General features: G+C 75.9%; 15 protein-coding genes. 3 read left to right on the forward strand and 12 right to left on the reverse strand.

Going from position 1 to position 18,032, the window contains the following annotated elements:
• Positions 1-257: 257 nt before the first annotated feature.
• The gene (gene pyk / locus ACRYMY_RS09675; protein WP_432547050.1) at positions 258-1,697 is read right to left on the reverse strand and encodes a pyruvate kinase; all 1,440 of its coding nucleotides are present in this window, start codon (positions 1,695-1,697) and stop codon (positions 258-260) included.
• Positions 1,698-1,832: 135 nt separating this feature from the next.
• On the opposite strand from pyk, the gene ACRYMY_RS09680 reads away from it, so the two are divergent.
• The gene (locus ACRYMY_RS09680; RefSeq protein ID WP_432547051.1) at positions 1,833-2,273 is read left to right on the forward strand and encodes a hypothetical protein; all 441 of its coding nucleotides are present in this window, start codon (positions 1,833-1,835) and stop codon (positions 2,271-2,273) included.
• An 85-nt stretch (positions 2,274-2,358) separates the two neighbouring features.
• Here ACRYMY_RS09680 and ACRYMY_RS09685 read toward each other — a convergent pair whose 3' ends face one another.
• The 10 genes from ACRYMY_RS09685 to hisI all read right to left on the reverse strand — a co-directional run bounded on the left by ACRYMY_RS09685 (position 2,359) and on the right by hisI (position 15,179).
• Entirely contained in the window at positions 2,359-3,819 is a 1,461-nt protein-coding gene (locus ACRYMY_RS09685) for a glutamate synthase subunit beta (RefSeq protein WP_432547052.1), read from the reverse strand.
• A complete protein-coding gene (gene gltB, locus ACRYMY_RS09690) occupies positions 3,812-8,398 on the reverse strand; it encodes a glutamate synthase large subunit (protein WP_432547053.1) in 4,587 nt (1,528 codons plus the stop codon). The genes ACRYMY_RS09685 and gltB overlap by 8 nt, the downstream gene beginning before the upstream one ends.
• Positions 8,399-8,627: 229 nt before the next feature.
• Positions 8,628-9,662 carry a prolipoprotein diacylglyceryl transferase gene (gene lgt / locus ACRYMY_RS09695; RefSeq protein WP_432547054.1) on the reverse strand — a complete coding sequence of 345 codons (1,035 nt, stop codon included), beginning with the start codon at positions 9,660-9,662 and terminating at the stop codon, positions 8,628-8,630.
• The gene (locus tag ACRYMY_RS09700) at positions 9,659-10,510 is read right to left on the reverse strand and encodes a DsbA family protein (protein ID WP_432547055.1); all 852 of its coding nucleotides are present in this window, start codon (positions 10,508-10,510) and stop codon (positions 9,659-9,661) included. Before ACRYMY_RS09700 ends, lgt begins: the two co-directional genes overlap by 4 nt.
• Positions 10,511-10,637: 127 nt before the next feature.
• Entirely contained in the window at positions 10,638-11,465 is an 828-nt protein-coding gene (gene trpA / locus ACRYMY_RS09705) for a tryptophan synthase subunit alpha (RefSeq protein ID WP_432547107.1), read from the reverse strand.
• A gap of 17 nt (positions 11,466-11,482) precedes the next feature.
• Positions 11,483-12,790, reverse strand: a complete 1,308-nt coding sequence (gene trpB, locus ACRYMY_RS09710; protein WP_432547056.1) for a tryptophan synthase subunit beta — start codon at positions 12,788-12,790, stop codon at positions 11,483-11,485.
• Entirely contained in the window at positions 12,787-13,611 is an 825-nt protein-coding gene (gene trpC / locus ACRYMY_RS09715) for an indole-3-glycerol phosphate synthase TrpC (RefSeq protein ID WP_432547057.1), read from the reverse strand. Before trpC ends, trpB begins: the two co-directional genes overlap by 4 nt.
• A 138-nt stretch (positions 13,612-13,749) precedes the next feature.
• Positions 13,750-14,025: an HGxxPAAW family protein gene (locus ACRYMY_RS09720; RefSeq protein ID WP_432547058.1), complete on the reverse strand. Its 276-nt coding sequence runs from the start codon at positions 14,023-14,025 to the stop codon at positions 13,750-13,752.
• A 63-nt stretch (positions 14,026-14,088) separates the two neighbouring features.
• Positions 14,089-14,757, reverse strand: a complete 669-nt coding sequence (locus ACRYMY_RS09725) for a Trp biosynthesis-associated membrane protein (protein WP_432547059.1) — start codon at positions 14,755-14,757, stop codon at positions 14,089-14,091.
• Entirely contained in the window at positions 14,754-15,179 is a 426-nt protein-coding gene (gene hisI, locus ACRYMY_RS09730) for a phosphoribosyl-AMP cyclohydrolase (RefSeq protein ID WP_432547060.1), read from the reverse strand. The genes ACRYMY_RS09725 and hisI overlap by 4 nt, the downstream gene beginning before the upstream one ends.
• Before the next feature lie 99 nt (positions 15,180-15,278).
• On the opposite strand from hisI, the gene ACRYMY_RS09735 reads away from it, so the two are divergent.
• Positions 15,279-15,926 carry a TIGR03085 family metal-binding protein gene (locus tag ACRYMY_RS09735; RefSeq protein WP_432547061.1) on the forward strand — a complete coding sequence of 216 codons (648 nt, stop codon included), beginning with the start codon at positions 15,279-15,281 and terminating at the stop codon, positions 15,924-15,926.
• Between the two features lie 6 nt (positions 15,927-15,932).
• Here the strand turns inward: ACRYMY_RS09735 and hisF are convergent, their stop codons facing one another.
• Entirely contained in the window at positions 15,933-16,706 is a 774-nt protein-coding gene (hisF, locus tag ACRYMY_RS09740; RefSeq protein WP_432547062.1) for an imidazole glycerol phosphate synthase subunit HisF, read from the reverse strand.
• Between the two features lie 68 nt (positions 16,707-16,774).
• Here hisF and ACRYMY_RS09745 point away from each other — a divergent pair, with 68 nt between their 5' ends.
• Positions 16,775-18,031, forward strand: a complete 1,257-nt coding sequence (locus tag ACRYMY_RS09745) for a GNAT family N-acetyltransferase (RefSeq protein WP_432547063.1) — start codon at positions 16,775-16,777, stop codon at positions 18,029-18,031.
• The last annotated feature ends 1 nt before the right edge of the window (position 18,032 follow it).

The raw sequence follows: 18,032 nt of genomic DNA on the forward strand, positions 1-18,032 counted from the left end.
GACGACGACCACCGCGCCGCCCTGCCCGGCACCGCGCACGAGGGAGGCCGCGGCCGTCCACCGGCGCAGCGCCTCCTCCTGGGCGCGCAGGTCCGGCCGGCCCAGCAGCACCCACCCGTCGAGCAGCAACGCCGCCCCGAAGCCCCCCCCCCCCGCCCCCCCCCCCCCCCCCCCCCCCCCCCCCCCCCCCCCCCCCCCCCCCCCCCCCCCCCCCCCCCCCCCCCCCCCCCCCCCCCCCCCCCCGTCCCGCCCACGCCTCAGGCGTAGGCCGAGGACACGCCCGCGGTCGCGTCGCCGATGCGGTGCACGCGCACGGCGTTGGTCGAGCCGACGATGCCCGGGGGGGCACCGGCCACGATGACCACGAGGTCGCCGACCGCGCAGCGGCCCATCTCCTGCAGGCGGGCGTCGACGGCCTTGACCATCTCGTCCGTGGTGTTGATGAACGGCGCGTACTCCGGCTCGGTGCCCCAGCTGAGCGCCAGGCGGCGGCGGACCGCCTCCTCAGGCGTGAACGCCAGCAGCGGGATGGCCGAGCGCAGGCGCGAGAGCCGGCGCGCGGAGTCGCCGCTCTGGGTGAAGGTCACCAGCAGCTTCGCGTCCAGCTGCTTGCCGATCTCTGAGGCGGCCAGGGTGACCGCCCCGCCCTTGGTGTGCGGGGTGGTGCCCAGCGGGGCGATGCGCTCGCCGCCGTGCGCCTCGGTGTTCTCGATGACGCGGGCCATCGTCCGCACGGCCTCGAACGGGAAGGCGCCCACGCTCGTCTCGCCGGACAGCATGAGGGCGTCCGCGCCGTCCAGGACCGCGTTGGCGCAGTCCGACGCCTCGGCGCGGGTGGGCCGCGGGCTGGTGATCATCGACTCGAGCATCTGCGTGGCCACGATGACCGGCTTGGCCTGGCGGCGGGCCAGCTCGATGACGCGCTTCTGGACGAGGGGGACCTCCTCCAGCGGCAGCTCCACGCCCAGGTCGCCGCGCGCGACCATGATGCCGTCGAAGGCCGCCACGATCTCGCGCAGGTTGTCCACGGCCTGCGGCTTCTCGATCTTGGCGATGACGGGGACGGTGACGCCCTCCTCCGCCATGATCCGGTGCACGTCGTCGACGTCGGCGGCGCTGCGCACGAACGACAGCGCCACCATGTCGACGCCCAGGCGCAGGGCGAAGCGCAGGTCGTCGACGTCCTTGTCCGACAGCGCCGGCACGCTGACGGCCACGCCCGGCAGGTTGATGCCCTTGTTGTTCGACACCGGGCCGGGGACCGCGCAGCGGGTCACCACGCGCGGGCCGTCCACCTCCAGGACGTCGAGGCCGACCTTGCCGTCGTCGATGAGGATGCGGTCGCCGGGCGAGACGTCGCCGGGCAGGCCCTCGTAGGTGGTCGAGCACAGGTCCTTCGTGCCGAGGACGTCCTCCGTCGTGATGGTGAAGACGTCGCCGACCGCGAGGTCGTGGGGTCCGTCGGCGAACTTGCCGAGGCGGATCTTCGGACCCTGCAGGTCGGCGAAGATGCCGACGGCGCGGCCCGACGCCTCCGCGGCGGCCCGCACGGTCTCGTACCGGGCCCGGTGCTCGTCCTGGGACCCGTGGCTGAGGTTCATCCGGGCGACGTCCATCCCGGCGTCCACCAGCGCCCGCACCCGCTCCTCGCCGTCCACGGCCGGCCCGAGCGTGCAGACGATCTTGGCTCTGCGCATGCTCCGAGCCTAGGGGGCGGCCGTCCCGCGCCGCGCACCGGGCGGCACCACCGGCTCGTGGGGAGGTCGTGGAGGTCCTCCGGCGCCCGGGGGACCTCGACGTGCGCCGGCGGCGGGAGCGGTCATGCTGGCGGCATGGACGTGCTGGGCCGACACGACGACCGCCTCGACCGCCCCGACCGCGCGCGCGGGGACGACGCGCTGGTGCAGGGCACCGCCGTGGACCTGGAGATCGACGAGCTCATCGAGGAGGGCATGGGCGACCTCGACCACGAGTACGCCGTCTACGTGCGCCTGCACCCCGACGGCACCTGGTCCGCCGACGACCTCGCCGGGCTGGTGCGCCAGCTGCAGGCCGCCCACCCGCGCGTGGAGGACGTCGAGGCGCCCGAGCACGACGTGGTCATCAGCGTCGACGGCGACGGCCTGGACGCCGAGAGCGCCGCCCAGCGGGCGCTGGAGAAGGTCGGCGAGGCCGCCGCCGCGCGCGGGCTGCGCGGGCACGCCGCCGACGTGACGGTCATCAGCGACACGGCCGTGTGGAGCTACGACCGCGAGCAGGTCGCCGCCTGGTGAACCGGGCCGGCTGAGCGCCCGCGGGCACGCGCGAGGGGGCCTCCCGGTCGCACCGGGAGGCCCCCTCGCGCGTGCGGGGCGGCGCTCAGACGGTCAGCGGCTTGGCGTCGGCGCGCACCGGCGCCGGCAGAGCCGTGTCCCCCATGAGGTACTCGTCCACGGCCGCGGCGCACGCCCGGCCCTCGGCGATGGCCCAGACGATGAGCGACTGCCCGCGCCCGGCGTCCCCGGCGACGAACACGCCCGGGGTGGTGGTGGCGTAGCCCGGCGTGCGCGCGAAGCGCGTGCGCTCGTCCTGCGCCAGGCCCAGCTGCTGCACCAGCGGGCCGGCCTCCGGGCCGGAGAAGCCGATGGCCAGCAGCACCAGCTGCGCGGGCAGCTCCCGCTCGGAGCCCTCCACGGGGGTCCAGGTGCCGTCGACCTTGCGCACCTCGACGATCTGCAGGGCGCGCACGCGCCCGTCCTCGTCGCCCAGCAGCGCCTTGGTGCTGGCGGAGAACTCCCGGCGCCCGCCCTCCTCGTGCGAGGAGGACACGGTGAACACCTTGGGCATCGTGGGCCACGGCTCGGCGTCGGCCCGCTCCCCCGGCGCCTGCGGGTAGATGTCCAGCTGCGTCACCGAGCGCGCGCCCTGGCGCAGCGAGGTGCCGTAGCAGTCGGAGCCGGTGTCGCCGCCGCCGATGATGACCACGTCCAGGCCGTGGGCGTCGATGTAGTCGTGCGGCCGCTCCTCGCCCACCGCGACGCGGTTGGTCGGCGGCAGGAACTCCATCGCCTGGTGGATCCCGGCCAGCTCCCGGCCGGGGACGTCCACCTCGCGCCACTGGGTGGCACCCGTGGCGACCACGACGGCGTCGTAGCGCTCGCGCAGCTGCTCACCGGTGATGTCGGTGCCGATGTCGACACCGGGGCGGAAGCGGGTGCCCTCGGCCTCCATCTGCGCCAGCCGGCGGTCCAGGACGGCGCGCTCCATCTTGAACTCGGGGATGCCGTAGCGCATCAGCCCGCCGATCTTGTCGTCGCGCTCGAAGACGGCGACGGTGTGACCGGCCCGGGTCAGCTGCTGCGCGGCCGCCAGGCCCGCCGGGCCGGAGCCGACGACGGCGACGGTCTTGCCCGTCAGGCGCTCCGGCGGGCGCGGCTCCAGCCAGCCGCGCTCGGCGGCCGTCTCGGCGATCATCACCTCGACCTGCTTGATGGTCACCGGCGGCTGGTTGATGCCCAGCACGCACGCCGACTCGCACGGGGCCGGGCACAGCTTGCCCGTGAACTCCGGGAAGTTGTTCGTCGCGTGCAGGCGCTCGGAGGCCTCGGCGAAGTCCCCGCGCGTGACCAGGTCGTTCCACTCGGGGATGAGGTTCCCCAGCGGGCAGGCGCTGTGGCAGAACGGGATGCCGCAGTCCATGCAGCGGCCCGCCTGCCGGCGCAGCTGGTCGGTGTCCTGCTTCTCGTACACCTCGCGCCAGTCCATCAGGCGCAGCGGGACCGGCCGGCGCGGCGGCAGCTCGCGCTCGCGGACCCGCAGGAACCCCCGGGGATCAACCATGAGAAGCCTCCATGATGCGGGTGAGCACGGCGTCGGAGTCGGGCTCCAAGCCCTCGTCGACGGCCTTGGCCCGGACGTCCAGCACGCGCTGGAAGTCCCGCGGGACGATGGTGGTGAAGCGCTGGCGCGCGGCGCCCCAGTCGGCGAGGAGCCGGGCGGCCAGCGGGGAGTCGGTGTTCTCCCGGTGCTCCACGAGCAGGTCGTGGACGCGGGCGGCGGCCTCGTCGTCCAGGGGGCGCAGCGAGACCATGTCGTGGTTGACCCGGTGCTCCTTGAGGTCGAGCACGTGGGCGAACCCGCCGGACATGCCGGCGGCCACGTTGCGGCCCGTGCGGCCCAGGACGACCACCTCCCCGCCCGTCATGTACTCCAGCGCGTGGTCGCCCACGCCCTCCACGACGGCGGTGGCGCCGGAGTTGCGCACGCAGAAGCGCTCGCCGACCTCCCCGCGCAGGAACAGCTTGCCGCTGGTGGCGCCGTAGCCGATGACGTTGCCGGCGACGATGTCGCGCTCGCGCACGGCCGAGGCGCGGTCGGGCCGGACCACGACCGTACCGCCGGACAGGCCCTTGCCGACGTAGTCGTTGGTGTCGCCCACCAGGCGCAGCGTGATGCCGCGCGGCAGGAAGGCGCCGAAGGACTGCCCGCCCGAACCGGTGAGGGTGACGTCGATCGTCCCCTCCGGCAGCCCCCGCTCGCCGTGGCGCAGCGTCAGCTCGTGCCCGAGCATCGTGCCCACGGTGCGGTTGACGTTGCGGATCGGCAGCTCGAAGCGCACCGGTGTGCCGTTCTCCAGGGCCTCGGCGCTGCGCTCGATGAGCACGTGGTCCAGGGCCTTCTCCAGCGCGTGGTCCTGGGTGACCGAGCAGTGCAGCGTGGTGCCCTCCGGCGCCGCGGGAGCGTGCAGGATCGGCGACAGGTCCAGGCCCGAGGCCTTCCAGTGCGCCACGGCGCGGCGGGTGTCGAGGACCTCGACGTGCCCGACGGCCTCCTGCAGGGACCGGAAGCCCAGGGAGGCGAGCAGCTCGCGCACCTCCTGCGCCAGGAACTCGAAGAAGTTCACGACGTGGTCGGCCTGGCCCGTGAAGCGGGCGCGCAGCTCGGGGTTCTGGGTGGCGACGCCGACCGGACAGGTGTCCAGCTGGCACACGCGCATCATGATGCAGCCGGCGACCACGAGCGGTGCGGTGGCGAAGCCGTACTCCTCCGCGCCCAGCAGCGCCGCCACGACCACGTCGCGGCCGGTCTTCAGCTGACCGTCGACCTGCACCGAGATGCGGTCGCGCAGGCCGTTGACCACGAGCGTCTGCTGCGTCTCGGCCAGGCCCAGCTCCCAGGGCCCGCCGGCGTGCTTGAGGCTCGTCAGCGGCGCGGCGCCCGTCCCGCCGTCGTGGCCGGAGATGAGCACGACGTCGGCCTTGGCCTTGGACACGCCCGTGGCGACCGTGCCGACCCCGACCTCGGAGACGAGCTTGACGTGCACGCGCGCCGCGGGGTTGGAGTTCTTCAGGTCGTGGATGAGCTGGGCGAGGTCCTCGATCGAGTAGATGTCGTGGTGCGGCGGCGGGGAGATCAGCCCGACGCCCGGCGTGGAGTGCCGCGTCTTCGCGATGTTCGGGTAGACCTTGTGCCCGGGCAGCTGCCCGCCCTCGCCGGGCTTGGCGCCCTGGGCGACCTTGATCTGCAGGTCGGTGGCGTGCGTGAGGTAGCTGCTGGTGACGCCGAAGCGGCCGGAGGCGATCTGCTTGATCGCCGAGTTGCGCACCGGGTCCAGCAGGCGGTCGACGTCCTCGCCGCCCTCACCGGTGTTGGACTTGCCGCCCAGCCTGTTCATGGCGACGGCCAGGACCTCGTGGGCCTCCTGGCTGATCGAGCCGTAGCTCATCGCGCCGGTGGAGAAGCGCTTGACGATCTCGCTGACCGGCTCGACCTCCTCCAGCGGCACGGGCTCGCGCACGCCCTTCTTCAGCTGCAGCAGGCCGCGCAGCGTCATGAGCCGCTCGGACTGCTCGTCCACCCGCTGGGTGTACTCGCGGTACACCTGCTCGTTGCGCTGGCGGGTGGAGTGCTGGAGCTTGAAGACCGTCTCGGGGTCGAACAGGTGCGGCTCGCCCTCGCGGCGCCACTGGTACTCCCCGCCGACCTCCAGGCGCCGGTGCGCGCGCTCCTGCCCCTCGACGGGGTAGGCGACGCGGTGGCGGCGGGAGACCTCCTCGGCCAGGACGTCGAGGCCGACGCCGCCGAGGCGCGAGGTGGTGGCGGTGAAGTACTCGTCCACCAGCGTCTGGCTCAGGCCGATGGCCTCGAAGACCTGCGCGCCGCGGTAGGAGGCGACCGTCGAGATGCCCATCTTGGACATCACCTTCAGCACGCCCTTGCCCAGCGCCTTGATGAGGTTCCTCACGGCGGTCTGGGCGTCGACGTTGGTGATGACGCCGGTGCGGACGAGGTCCTCGACCGTCTCCATCGCCAGGTACGGGTTGATCGCCGCGGCGCCGTAGCCGATGAGCAGCGCGACGTGGTGCACCTCGCGCACGTCGCCGGCCTCGACGATCAGACCGACCTGGGTGCGCAGCTTCTGGCGCACCAGGTGGTGGTGCACCGCCGAGGTCAGCAGCAGCGACGGGATCGGCGCGTGCTCGGAGGTGGAGTCGCGGTCGGAGAGCACGACGAAGACGGCGCCGTCGGCGATGGCGCGCGAGACCTCCGCGCGGATCTCCTCGATGCGCCGGGCCAGCTCCGCGCCACCGCCGGCGACCCGGTACAGGCCCTTGACGGTGTGCGTCGTGCGGCCCGGGTTGCGGCGGTCGCGGTCGATGTGGACGATCTTGGCGAGCTCGTCGTTGTCGATGACCGGGAAGGGCAGCACCAGCTGGTGGCAGTGCGCCGGGGACTCCGTCAGGACGTTCTGCTGCGGGCCCGCGATGGTCATCAGCGAGGTGACCAGCTCCTCGCGGATCGCGTCCAGCGGCGGGTTGGTCACCTGCGCGAACAGCTGCGTGAAGTAGTCGAAGAGCAGCCGGGGGCGGTCCGACAGGACGGCCAGCGGGGTGTCGGAGCCCATCGAGCCGATCGGCTCGGCGCCCGCGCGCGCCATCGGCGCGAGGATGAGGCGCAGCTCCTCCTCGGTGTAGCCGAAGGTCTGCTGCCGGCGCGCCACCGAGGCGTGGGTGTGCACGACGTGCTCGCGCGGGGGCAGGTCGCCCAGGTGCACGACGTTCTTCAGCCACTCCGCGTACGGCTGGGCCGCGGCCAGCTCCGCCTTGACCTCCTCGTCGTCGACGATGCGCCCGCGGGCGGTGTCGACGAGGAACATCTTGCCCGGGGCCACGCGCCCGCGGGAGACGATCGAGGCGGGGTCGAGCTCGAGGACGCCGACCTCGCTGGCCAGGACCACCAGGCCGTCGTCGGTGACCCAGTAGCGGGAGGGGCGCAGGCCGTTGCGGTCCAGGACGCCGCCGATGACGGTGCCGTCGGTGAAGACCAGGTTGGCCGGGCCGTCCCACGGCTCGGCGGACATGGCGTGGAACTCGTAGAAGGCCCGGCGGGCCGGGTCCATCTCGGTGTTGTTCTCCCACGGCTCGGGGATCATCATCAGCACCGCGTGCGGCAGGGAGCGCCCCGCCAGGTGCAGCAGCTCCAGGACCTCGTCGAAGGAGGCCGAGTCCGAGCCCTCCGTCGCGCACACCGGGCCCAGCCGCTGCACGTCGCCCGGGATGAGCGGGGTGCTCATCGTCGACTCGCGCGCGGCCGTCCAGTTGCGGTTGCCCTTGACCGTGTTGATCTCGCCGTTGTGGGCGATCGTGCGGAAGGGGTGCGCCAGCGGCCACGAGGGGAACGTGTTCGTGGAGAAGCGGGAGTGGACCAGGCCCAGCTCGCTGGTGAAGCGGCGGTCGGACAGGTCGGGGAAGAAGGGCTCCAGCTGACCGGTGGTCAGCATGCCCTTGTAGACGAGCGTCCGCGCCGACAGCGAGGGGAAGTACACGCCCAGCTCGCGCTCGGCGCGCTTGCGCACCGCGTACACGCGCCGGTCCAGGTCGATGCCCGTCTCACCGGCCAGGCCCTCGACGAAGACTTGTGCGAAGAAGGGCATGCAGGCGCGGGCCTGCGCGCCGACGAGGTCGGCGGTCACCGGCACGTCGCGCCAGCCCAGGACGCGCACCTGCTCCTCGGCGGCGATCTCCTCCACGCGCGCGACGGCGGCTGCCCGCTCGTCGGGGTCGACGGGCAGGAAGGCGTTGCCGACCGCGTAGGCGCCCTTGGCGGGCAGCTCGACGCCCAGCTCCGCGGTCACGGCGCGCAGGAACTCGTCGGGGACCTGGGTCAGGATCCCGGCGCCGTCGCCCGTGGTCGTCTCGGCGCCCACCGCGCCGCGGTGGTCGAGGTTGCGCAGGGCCGTCAGGGCGTGCTGGACGATGTCGTGCCCGGGCTCACCGCGCATCGTCGCCACGAAGGCGACGCCGCAGGCGTCCTTCTCGGAGGCGCGGTCGTACAGGCCCGCCTCGGCCGGCAGCGCGGAGAAGGGCAGCGGGTTGGTCGTGCGGTCCGCGGGGGTCCGCGGCGCGAGGGGGAACGACATGGGTGCACCGTCCTCGGAGGTGAGACCCGCAGGGCCTCGGTGGACAGGGGGAGTCCCGGGCGGCGACGTGGGTCGTCCCCGGGCGAGTCCGACTCTCGCTGGGCTGGCCGCGCGCCCGGCGGGCACGCGTCGAACGAGGGGCGGCGCTGGCCCACGTTCACCTCACTGTAACGCCCAGGACCGACGCTTCAGCGCCGCCGGGTCGTCACCGAACCATCACGAACCGGCGTCACCGTGGTGCGGCGCCGTCCTCGCGCGGGTCCTCTCGAGAGCCGCTGACCGGCTCGCTCACGGTCCGTGGCTGCGCCGAGCGCTCAGGGTCGACGGGACGGGCGTCACCGTCGGCCGGCCCTCCGGACGGGGTGTCCGCCGGGGTGGCCAGGGAGGACGGTACCCGCTCCAGCGGCTGGTCCGGACCACCGCCGTGACGGCGGCGGGAGACCACCAGCGCGACCAGGGCCACCAGCAGCACCACCGCGCTGACCCAGGTGTTGACCCGCTGGCCCGCGATGATCGTGGCGTCGTCCACGCGCAGCGCCTCCGTGACCGAGCGCCCGGCCGTGTACAGCACCACGTACAGCAGGAAGGCCTGCCCGTGCCGCAGCCGCCAGCGCCGGTCGGCCAGCACGAGGACGCCCGCGGCCAGCAAGCACCACAGCGACTCGTACAGGAACGTGGGGTGGAAGGTGCCCAGCACCTCGGCGGTGCCGTCCGGGCCGGTGACGGCGCGGCCGGCGGAGCCGTCCCAGCGGTGCACCTCCAGCGCCCACGGCAGGTCGGTCTCGCGCCCGTACAGCTCGTTGTTCCACCAGTTGCCCCAGCGGCCGACGGCCTGCGCCACCAGGAGACCGGGGGCGATGGCGTCGGCGAACGGCGCGAACCGGTAGCCCGCGCGACGGCAGGCGATCCACGCGCCCACGGCCCCCAGGGCGATGGCCCCCCAGATCCCCAGGCCGCCGTCCCACACGTACAGGGCACGCACCGGATCCCCGCCGGGACCGAAGTACGCGTCCGGGGAGGTGACGACGTGGTAGAGCCTGGCACCGACGATGCCCAGCGGCACCGCCCACACGGCCACGTCGAGGGCGAAGTCCTTGCGGCCGCCGCGCGCGCGCCAGCGCCGGTCGGTGATCCACAGGCCCAGCACGATGCCCAGCACGATGCACAGCGCGTAGGCGCGCACGGGCACCGGGCCCAGGTACCAGACCGCCTGCGTGGGGCTCGGGATCGCGGCGGCCAGGCCGGCGCTCAGGCCGGCGGTCACGGGGCGGCCACCGCGGCGACCTGCTCGCGCAGGTACTGCGGGCCCTGGGCGTCCAGGAGGCGGGAGGCGTCCAGGTCGGTCGCCTCCCCGCCGTCGGCCGGGGTCAGCCGCACGGTCGGGGTGCCCTGCACGCCCTGCTCGGCGCGCGCGGCCTCCACCCGGCGCACGTACCCGACGTAGGTGCCCTCGTCGTAGGCGCGCTGCCAGGCCTCCAGGTCCGGCACGCCGGCCTCCTCGGCGAAGGCGCGCAGCTGCTCGTCGGTGTACCCGTCGCCCTCGGCGCCCGGGTTGCCGTCGTGACCGGGCTGGTCGGCGAAGACCACCCGCGTGTACTCGGCGAAGCGGTCCTGCTCGGCGGCCGCGGCGGCCGCGGCGGCCGCCCGCTCGGAGGAGTCGTTGCGCAGGTTGGCGTCCAGGAAGCTGACGGCGTGCACGACCACGCGCGCCTCGCCCTCGGCGGCCAGCTCGGTCAGCGCCTCGCCGGTGGTGTCCTCCAGCTGCGCGCAGAAGGGGCACTGGTAGTCCAGCCACACGTCGACCGTGGGCGCCTCGCCCTCGGCGGGGCTGCCCTCCAGCACGATGCCGCCGGAGGCGGAGGTGGCGGCGGCCGGTGTCGCGCCCTCGGTCGAGGTGGCCGCGTCGCGCTGGCGCACCACGAGGACGACGACGGTGGCCACGACCGCGAGGGCCACGACGACCGCGGTGGTGACCAGCGTCACCCGGCGCCGGCGCTCGCGGGCCAGCTCGCGCTCGCGCAGCGCCGCGGCCCTGGCGCGCCGGGCCTCGCGCGCGTCCTCGGCCTGGCCGGCGCGGGCGGGGTTGCCGCCGGGGCGCTTCTTGCTGCTCACGAAGGGACTCCTCACGGGACGCGCGGACGCCCGCGGGCGGGCCCGCGGGCGGGCGGGAGCGCGCGAGCGCCCTCCCGCGGGTACGACTCCCGGGCCCGGCGGGGGGTTCCGGTGGCCCGGGCGGGCCTCAGCGGCGCCGCACGCCGGCCGACAGGTCGGCGGCCAGGGCACCCACGGCCCGCACGCCCTCGGCGCGCGAGGGCGCCTCGAGCAGTCGGGAGACGAACGCGGAGCCGACGATGACGCCGTCGGCGTAGCCGGCGACCTCCTGCGCCTGCTCCGGGGTGGACACGCCCAGGCCGACGCACACGCGCTCGGCGCCGGCGGCGCGGGTGCGCGCGACGAGGTCGCGGGCCCCGGCGCCCACGCTGGCGCGGGCGCCCGTGACACCCATCAGCGAGGCCGCGTAGACGAAGCCGCGGCAGGCGGACGTCGTGCGCACCAGGCGCGCGTCGGTGGAGCTGGGGGCGACGAGGAAGACGCGCTCCAGGTCGTGGGCGTCGCTGGCGGCCAGCCAGGCGCCCGCCTCGTCGGGGATGAGGTCGGGTGTGATGAGCCCCGCTCCCCCGGCCGAGGCGAGGTCGGCGGCGAACCGGTCGACGCCGTAGCGGTCCACCGGCGGCCAGTAGGTCATGACCAGGACGGCCGCGCCCGTGGCGGCCACGGCCTCGACCGCGCGCAGCACGTCGGCCGGGCGGGTGCGGGCGGCCAGCGCGGCGTCGACGGCGCGCTGGATGGTCGCCCCGTCCATGGTCGGGTCCGAGTAGGGCAGGCCGAGCTCGACCACGTCGGCGCCGCCGTCGACGGCCGCCTTCGCGGCCTCCACGCTGCCGGCCACGTCGGGGAAGCCGACGGGCAGGTACGCCACCAGGGCCGCGCGGCCCTCCTCGCGCGCCCGGTCCACGGCCGCCGCGGCCCGGCCGGCGGCGGGCGCCGCCGTCCCCGTCGCGCCCACCGGCTGCTGCGCCGCGCTCACCACCCGGAGGCCTCCGTCTCCTCGGGCGCGTCCGCGACGCGCTCCGCCTCCGACGCCACCAGGTCGGCGTCGCTGACCAGCCCGAACCAGCGGGCCGCGGTGTCCACGTCCTTGTCGCCGCGCCCGGACAGGCTGACCAGCACCACCGGCGGCTCCTCGCCCGGCCCGCGCCGGGCGGCCAGCTCCCGGCCGACCACGAGCGCCCCGGCGAGGGCGTGCGCGGTCTCGATGGCCGGGATGATGCCCTCGGTGCGGCACAGCAGGCGGAAGGCCTCCATGGCCTCCGCGTCGGTGACCGGCCGGTACGTGGCGCGGCCGCTGGCCGCCAGCCAGGCGTGCTCGGGGCCGACGCCCGGGTAGTCCAGGCCGGCGGAGATCGAGTGCGAGTCCAGCGTCTGGCCGTCCTCGTCCTGCAGCACGTAGCTGCGCGAGCCCTGGAACACGCCCGCGGCCCCGCCCGTGATCGACGAGGCGTGCCGCTGCGTGTCCACGCCGTCGCCGCCGGCCTCGAAGCCGAACAGGGCGACCTGCGGGTCGTCGAGGAAGGCGTGGAAGATCCCGATGGCGTTGGAACCGCCGCCCACGCACGCGCACACCGCGTCCGGCAGGCGGCCGACCAGCGCCGGCACCTGCTCGCGGGCCTCCAGGCCCACCACGCGCTGGTAGTCGCGCACCAGCACCGGGAAGGGGTGCGGACCGGCGACCGTGCCGAAGACGTAGTGGGTGGTGTCCACGGAGGCCACCCAGTCGCGGAACGCCTCGTTGACGGCGTCCTTGAGGGTGCGGGTGCCGACGGTGACGGGCACGACCTCAGCGCCCAGCAGACGCATCCGGGCGACGTTCAGCGCCTGGCGGCGGGTGTCCTCCTCGCCCATGTAGACCGTGCACTCCAGGCCCATGAGCGCGGCGGCCGTCGCCGTGGCCACGCCGTGCTGACCCGCGCCGGTCTCGGCGATGACCCTCTTCTTGCCCATCCGGCGGGTCAGCAGCGCCTGCCCCAGCACGTTGTTGATCTTGTGGGAGCCGGTGTGGTTGAGGTCCTCGCGCTTGAGCAGCACGCGCGCGCCACCGGCGTGCTCGGCGAAGCGCGGCACCTCGGTGATGATGCTCGGGCGCCCGGAGTAGCTGCGGTGCAGCTCGGCCAGCTCGGCCAGGAAGCCCTCGTCGGCCATCGCCGCGGTGTGCGCGGCCTCGATCTCGTCGAGGGCCGCGACCAGGGCCTCGGGCACGAACCGGCCGCCGAAGTCGCCGAAGTAGGGGCCGCGTTCGGCGGCCAGGCTGCGGGAGGGCGTCTGCGCGGTCACGGGCGCACCGCCTGCACCGCCGGGTGGGCGCCGGCCGCGACGAGGTCGGCCACGGCGCGGCGCGGGTCGTCCCCGCGCACGAGCGTCTCGCCGACCAGCACGGCGTCGGCGCCGGCGCGGGCGTACTCGACCACGTCGTGCGGGCCGCGCACGCCGGACTCGGCGACCTTGACGACCGTGTCGGGCAGCAGCGGGGCCAGGTCCGCGAAGCGGCCGTTGTCGACCTCGAGGGTCTTCAGGTCCCGGGCGTTGACCCCGACGACGCGGGCGTCGGCGTCGAGCGCGCGGGCCACCTCCTCGGCGGTGTGCACCTCGACCAGGGCGGTCATCCCCAGGGAGCGGGTGCGCTCGACCAGCGAGACGAGGGCCTCCTGCTCCAGCGCGGCCACGATGAGCAGGACGACGTCCGCGCCCCACGCCCGCGCCTCCCACAGCTGGTACGACTCCACGACGAAGTCCTTGCGCAGCACGGGGACGTCCACCGCGCAGCGCACGGCGCGCAGGTCCTCCAGGCTGCCGCCGAAGCGGCGCTGCTCGGTCAGGCAGCTGATGACGCTGGCGCCGCCCAGCTCGTACTGCGCCGCCAGGTGCGCCGGGTCCGGGATGTCGGCCAGCGCGCCCTTGGAGGGGCTGCGGCGCTTGACCTCCGCGATCACCTTGACGCCGCGCTGCCCCTCGTCGCGGGGCTTGAGCACCGCGACCGCGTCCTTGGCGGGCACCTGGCGGTGGGCGCGCTCCTTCAGCTCGTCCAGCGAGGTGGCCGCCTTCCGGGCGGCCAGGTCCTCACGGACACCGGCGAGGATGTCGTCGAGCACGGTCACGACCCCGATGCTAGCCCCGGGCGGGCGCGCCCCCGAGCCGCCCGTGCACCCCGCGCACCGGCCACCGCACGCACGACGGCGCGCGTCCCCCCGCGGGGGGGGGGACGCGCGCCGTCGGTGGCCGCGGCGGGCCGGGTGTCAGTGCGAGGGGCGGCGCAGGCCCACCGGCTTGCCGGAGGCGTCCTTGACGCCGTACCCGGCCTTGGACAGCGCGAAGCTCGCGACGAGCGAGGCGAGGACCACCACGCTGCCGATCACGCCCCAGACCAGGCTCGGGAAGACGACCGCCAGGCAGAGGATCGTGAAGCCGACGAGGGCGATGCCCACCCCGGCCCAGGCCGCCACGCTGTGCCCGTGGCCGAGCTCGTCGTGCGCCCCGTCGGGGTGCTGGTCTTCGGGTCGCTCGGTCGTCACGGTCGCTCCTCGGTCACGGTCTGCGTGCGGTCCTGCCGACGACCACGGTACCGGCGCCCCCGCTCAGCGCGACGGACCGGACCCGCCGGGTCCCGTGGACCCGGCGGACCCGCTCCCGGCGGGCCCGCCCCCCGTGGGGTCGTCGCCGCGGGTCAGGGAGTCCCACGCCGCGGCCGGGTCCTCGGCGACCTCCGGGGCCCGCGGGGCCGGGTGGGTGCCGGGGGCCGCGGAGGCGTCGCGCTCGTAGCGGCGCGAGGTGGGGGCGCTCGTCCAGCGGCGGCCGCGCACGAGCACCCCGGCGCCCGCCAGCGCCGCCGCGGCGCCGCCGGCCGCGGACACCACCGGCCAGGGTGAGACGTCGACGGGACCGGCGGCCACCGCGCTCGTGCGCGCGCTGGCCGCCCGGGCCGCCGCGTCCAGGCCGTCCTGCGGCTGCGCGAGGACCGCGAGGCTGGCGACGGCCACGCCCGCCCCGGCCAGCACCAGCACGAGGGCGGCCAGCGCGCGGGCCAGGCGGCGGCCGATGGCGGCGGCGACCGCGGCCGCGGCGCCGACGAGGGCCGCCGCGGTGGCCAGCGGGGCCGCCGCGCGACCGGTGGCGCCCACCGGCACGAGACCGGTGGGGGTCTCCACCGCGCCCGCCAGCCACTGCGGCGCACCGGTCGCCAGCGCCAGCAGCGACCCGCCGGCCGCCAGCAGGAGCAGGGCGCCGCGCTCGCGGGCGGGGGTCACGCGCTCGGCCCTGCCTCGGTGACCGGCAGCGGGCGGGCGTCGAAGCACGTGCGGTCGCCGGTGTGGCAGGCGGCGCCGACCTGGTCGACCTCCACGAGGAGGGCGTCGCCGTCGCAGTCCAGCGAGACGCGCTTGACGTGCTGCACGTGCCCGGAGGTGTCGCCCTTGCGCCACAGCGAGCGCCGGCTGCGCGACCAGTAGGTCGCCCGGCCCGTGCTCAGGGTGCTGGCCAGCGCCGTCTCGTCCATCCACGCCACCATGAGCACCTCGCGGGTGTCGTGCTGCTGCACGACGGCGCACACCAGGCCGGCCGGGTCGCGCTTGAGCAGGGCGGCGACGGCCGGGTCGAGGACGGGGCCAGGCGCGGGCGCGGGAGCAGCGGGGGCGGGGGTCGGGGCGGAGGTCGGGACGGCGTCGGGCACGGGCTCGATGATGGCACCGCCCGCGGCGGCGGCGGGCACCCGCGCGGGCGGCGCGGGCGCCCCGCGGCGCCGCCCCGGCCGCCGTGCGACGATCTCGCCGTGACCGCCCTCGCCGCCCGCGAACGCTCCGGCCTGTGCGACGACGCGCTGGCCGCCGGCCCCGACGCGCCGACGCTGTGCGAGGGCTGGAGCGTGCGCGACCTGCTCGTGCACCTGCACGTGCGCGACGGGCGCCCCGGCGTGGCCCTCGGCGGGGTCGCGGGGCGGCTGGTGCCCGCGGCCGGCCGCCGCGCCGAGCGGGTGCAGGAGGAGCTGGCCGCGCTGCCGTTCGGCGAGCTCGTCGACCGGGTGCGCTCGGGGCCGCCGGCGTGGAGCCCGGCGCGCGCGGGCGCCGTCGACGAGCTCGTCAACCTCGCCGAGTTCTTCACCCACCGCGAGGACGTGCGGCGCGCCCAGGACGGCTGGACCCCGCGGGAGCTGGACGCGCAGGAGTCGCGGGCGCTGTGGCGCACCGCGCGCACCCTGGCCCGGGTGGCGTACCACCGCTCCGGCGTGGGCGTGGTGCTCGTCGTGCCGGACGGCCCGCGCGCCGCCGTCCGCAAGGGCGTGCCCGCCGTCACGCTCACCGGGCAGCCGCAGGAGCTGCTGCTGCACGCCTTCGGGCGCCGCTCGCGGGCCCGCGTGGAGGTCGGCGGCTTCCCGCAGGCCGTCCACCGCTTCCAGCAGGCCTTCCCCGCCGCGGGCTGAGGGCCCTCAGCGCACGGGGACGCCGTCGGCGCGCAGGGCGTCCTTGACCTGCCCGATCGTCAGCTGCTGGAAGTGGAAGACGCTCGCCGCCAGGACGGCGTCGGCGCCCGCGGCCACCGCGGGCGCGAAGTGCTCCACCGCGCCGGCGCCGCCGCTGGCGACCAGCGGCACGGACACGCGGGCGCGGACGGCCGCGAGCATCTCCAGGTCGAAGCCGGCCTTCGTGCCGTCGGCGTCCATCGAGTTCAGCAGGACCTCCCCCGCCCCCAGCTCGGCGGCGCGCGCGGCCCACTCCACCGCGTCCAGGCCCGTGCCGCGCCGGCCGCCGTGCGTGGTGACCTCGTAGCCGGAGGGGGTCGGGGGCGTGCCCGGCGGGGTGCGGCGGGCGTCGACGGAGACGACGAGGACCTGCGAGCCGAAGCGGTGGGCGATCTCGCGGATCAGCTCCGGGCGGGCGATGGCGGCCGTGTTGACGCCCACCTTGTCCGCGCCGGCGCGCAGCAACCGGGAGACGTCGTCGGCGCTGCGCACCCCGCCGCCGACGGTCAGGGGGATGAACACCTGCTCCGCGGTGCGGCGCACCACGTCGTACGTGGTCTCGCGCGAGCCCGAGGAGGCCGTCACGTCGAGGAACGTCAGCTCGTCGGCGCCCTCGGCGTCGTAGCGGTGCGCCAGCTCGACGGGGTCGCCCGCGTCGCGCAGGTCGGTGAAGTTGACGCCCTTGACGACGCGCCCGGCGTCCACGTCCAGGCAGGGGATGACTCGCACCGCGACGCTCACACCGGGAGGGTAGTCGCCCCCGCGCGCTCCCCCGGCGCACCCGCGATCACCGGGGTAGCGTGCCGGGCGTGACCTCCCTGCGGTTCGCCGACGTCGACAGCCACGACCCGGACGCGGTGGACGCCTGGGCCCGCGTGCCCGCCGTGGCGATGCTGCAGGAGCTGCCCGACGAGGCGCAGCGCGCCGCCCGCCGCCGCTCCGTGGCCGGGCACCGGCTGCGCGCGGCCTTCGACGGCGACGAGCCGGTGGGCACGCTGCGCTCCTTCGACACCGAGCTGACGCTGCCGGGCGCCGGGCCGGTCACCGTGGACGCGGTCAGCTCCGTGGGCGTGCTGCCGACCCACCGCCGCCGCGGCGTCCTGCGCCACCTCCTCGGCGAGGACCTGCACCGCGCGCGCGAGACCGGGCACGCCCTGGCGGCGCTCATCGCGATGGAGGCGCCCATCTACGGCCGCTTCGGCTTCGGCGCCGCGACCCGCTCGACGACGTGGACGCTGGACGCCGACCGGGCGGCCCTGCGCCCCGACGCCCCCACCGGGGGGACGCTGCGGCTGGTCGACCCGCGCGCCGGCACCGACGCGCAGCGCGAGGTGCACGACCGCGCCCGCCGCTCCCGCGCCGGCGGGCTGGAGCGCGACGGGCGCTGGTGGGACGAGCGCTTCGCCGTCCCGTCGGCGGCGGACCGGCGCACCCACCTCGTCGTGCACTCCGGCGAGGACGGTCACCCCGACGGGTACGCCCTGTACGAGCTGACCGAGGCGTGGGCCGGGCGCGTGCCGCGCTCCACGGCGCGCGTGCTGGACCTGACCGCCACGACGACGGCGGCCTACGCCGACCTGTGGCGGTTCGTGGCGTCGGTGGACCTGGTGCGCTCGGTCAGCGCGGGCGACCGCCCCGAGGACGAGCTGCTGCCGCACCTGCTGGCCGACCCCCGCGCCGCGCAGCAGCAGCCCGTCGACGACTTCCTGTGGCTGCGCGTCCTCGACGTGCCCGGCGCCCTGTGCGCCCGGCGCTACCTGGGCCGCGACTCCCTCGTGCTGCGCGTCGTGGACCCCGACGGCCTGGCCGGCGGCACCGTCCGGCTGACCGTCGAGGGCTCGGCGCGCACCCCGGACGGGTGGACGTGCGGGCAGGTCGAGACGTGCGCGGACGAGCCCGACGTGACGCTGGGCGTGGCCGAGCTGGGGACGCTGCTGCTGGGCGGCGGCCGCGCGACCGCGCTGGCGGCCGCCGGGCGGCTGGTGTGCGCCTCCCCCGACCGGGCCTGGCGGCTGGACGCGCTGCTGGCCACGCCCGAGCAGCCGTGGTGCCCCACCTGGTTCTGAC

Source organism: Kineococcus haloalkalitolerans (assembly GCF_050871905.1).
GTDB lineage: Bacteria > Actinomycetota > Actinomycetes > Actinomycetales > Kineococcaceae > Kineococcus.

Coding starts and splice junctions, on each gene's coding strand:
- pyk (WP_432547050.1), bottom strand. CDS start 1,697: ATGCGCAGAGCCAAGATCGTCTGCACGCTCGGGCCGGCCGTGGACGGC.
- ACRYMY_RS09680 (WP_432547051.1), top strand. CDS start 1,833: ATGGACGTGCTGGGCCGACACGACGACCGCCTCGACCGCCCCGACCGC.
- ACRYMY_RS09685 (WP_432547052.1), bottom strand. CDS start 3,819: ATGGTTGATCCCCGGGGGTTCCTGCGGGTCCGCGAGCGCGAGCTGCCG.
- gltB (WP_432547053.1), bottom strand. CDS start 8,398: ATGTCGTTCCCCCTCGCGCCGCGGACCCCCGCGGACCGCACGACCAAC.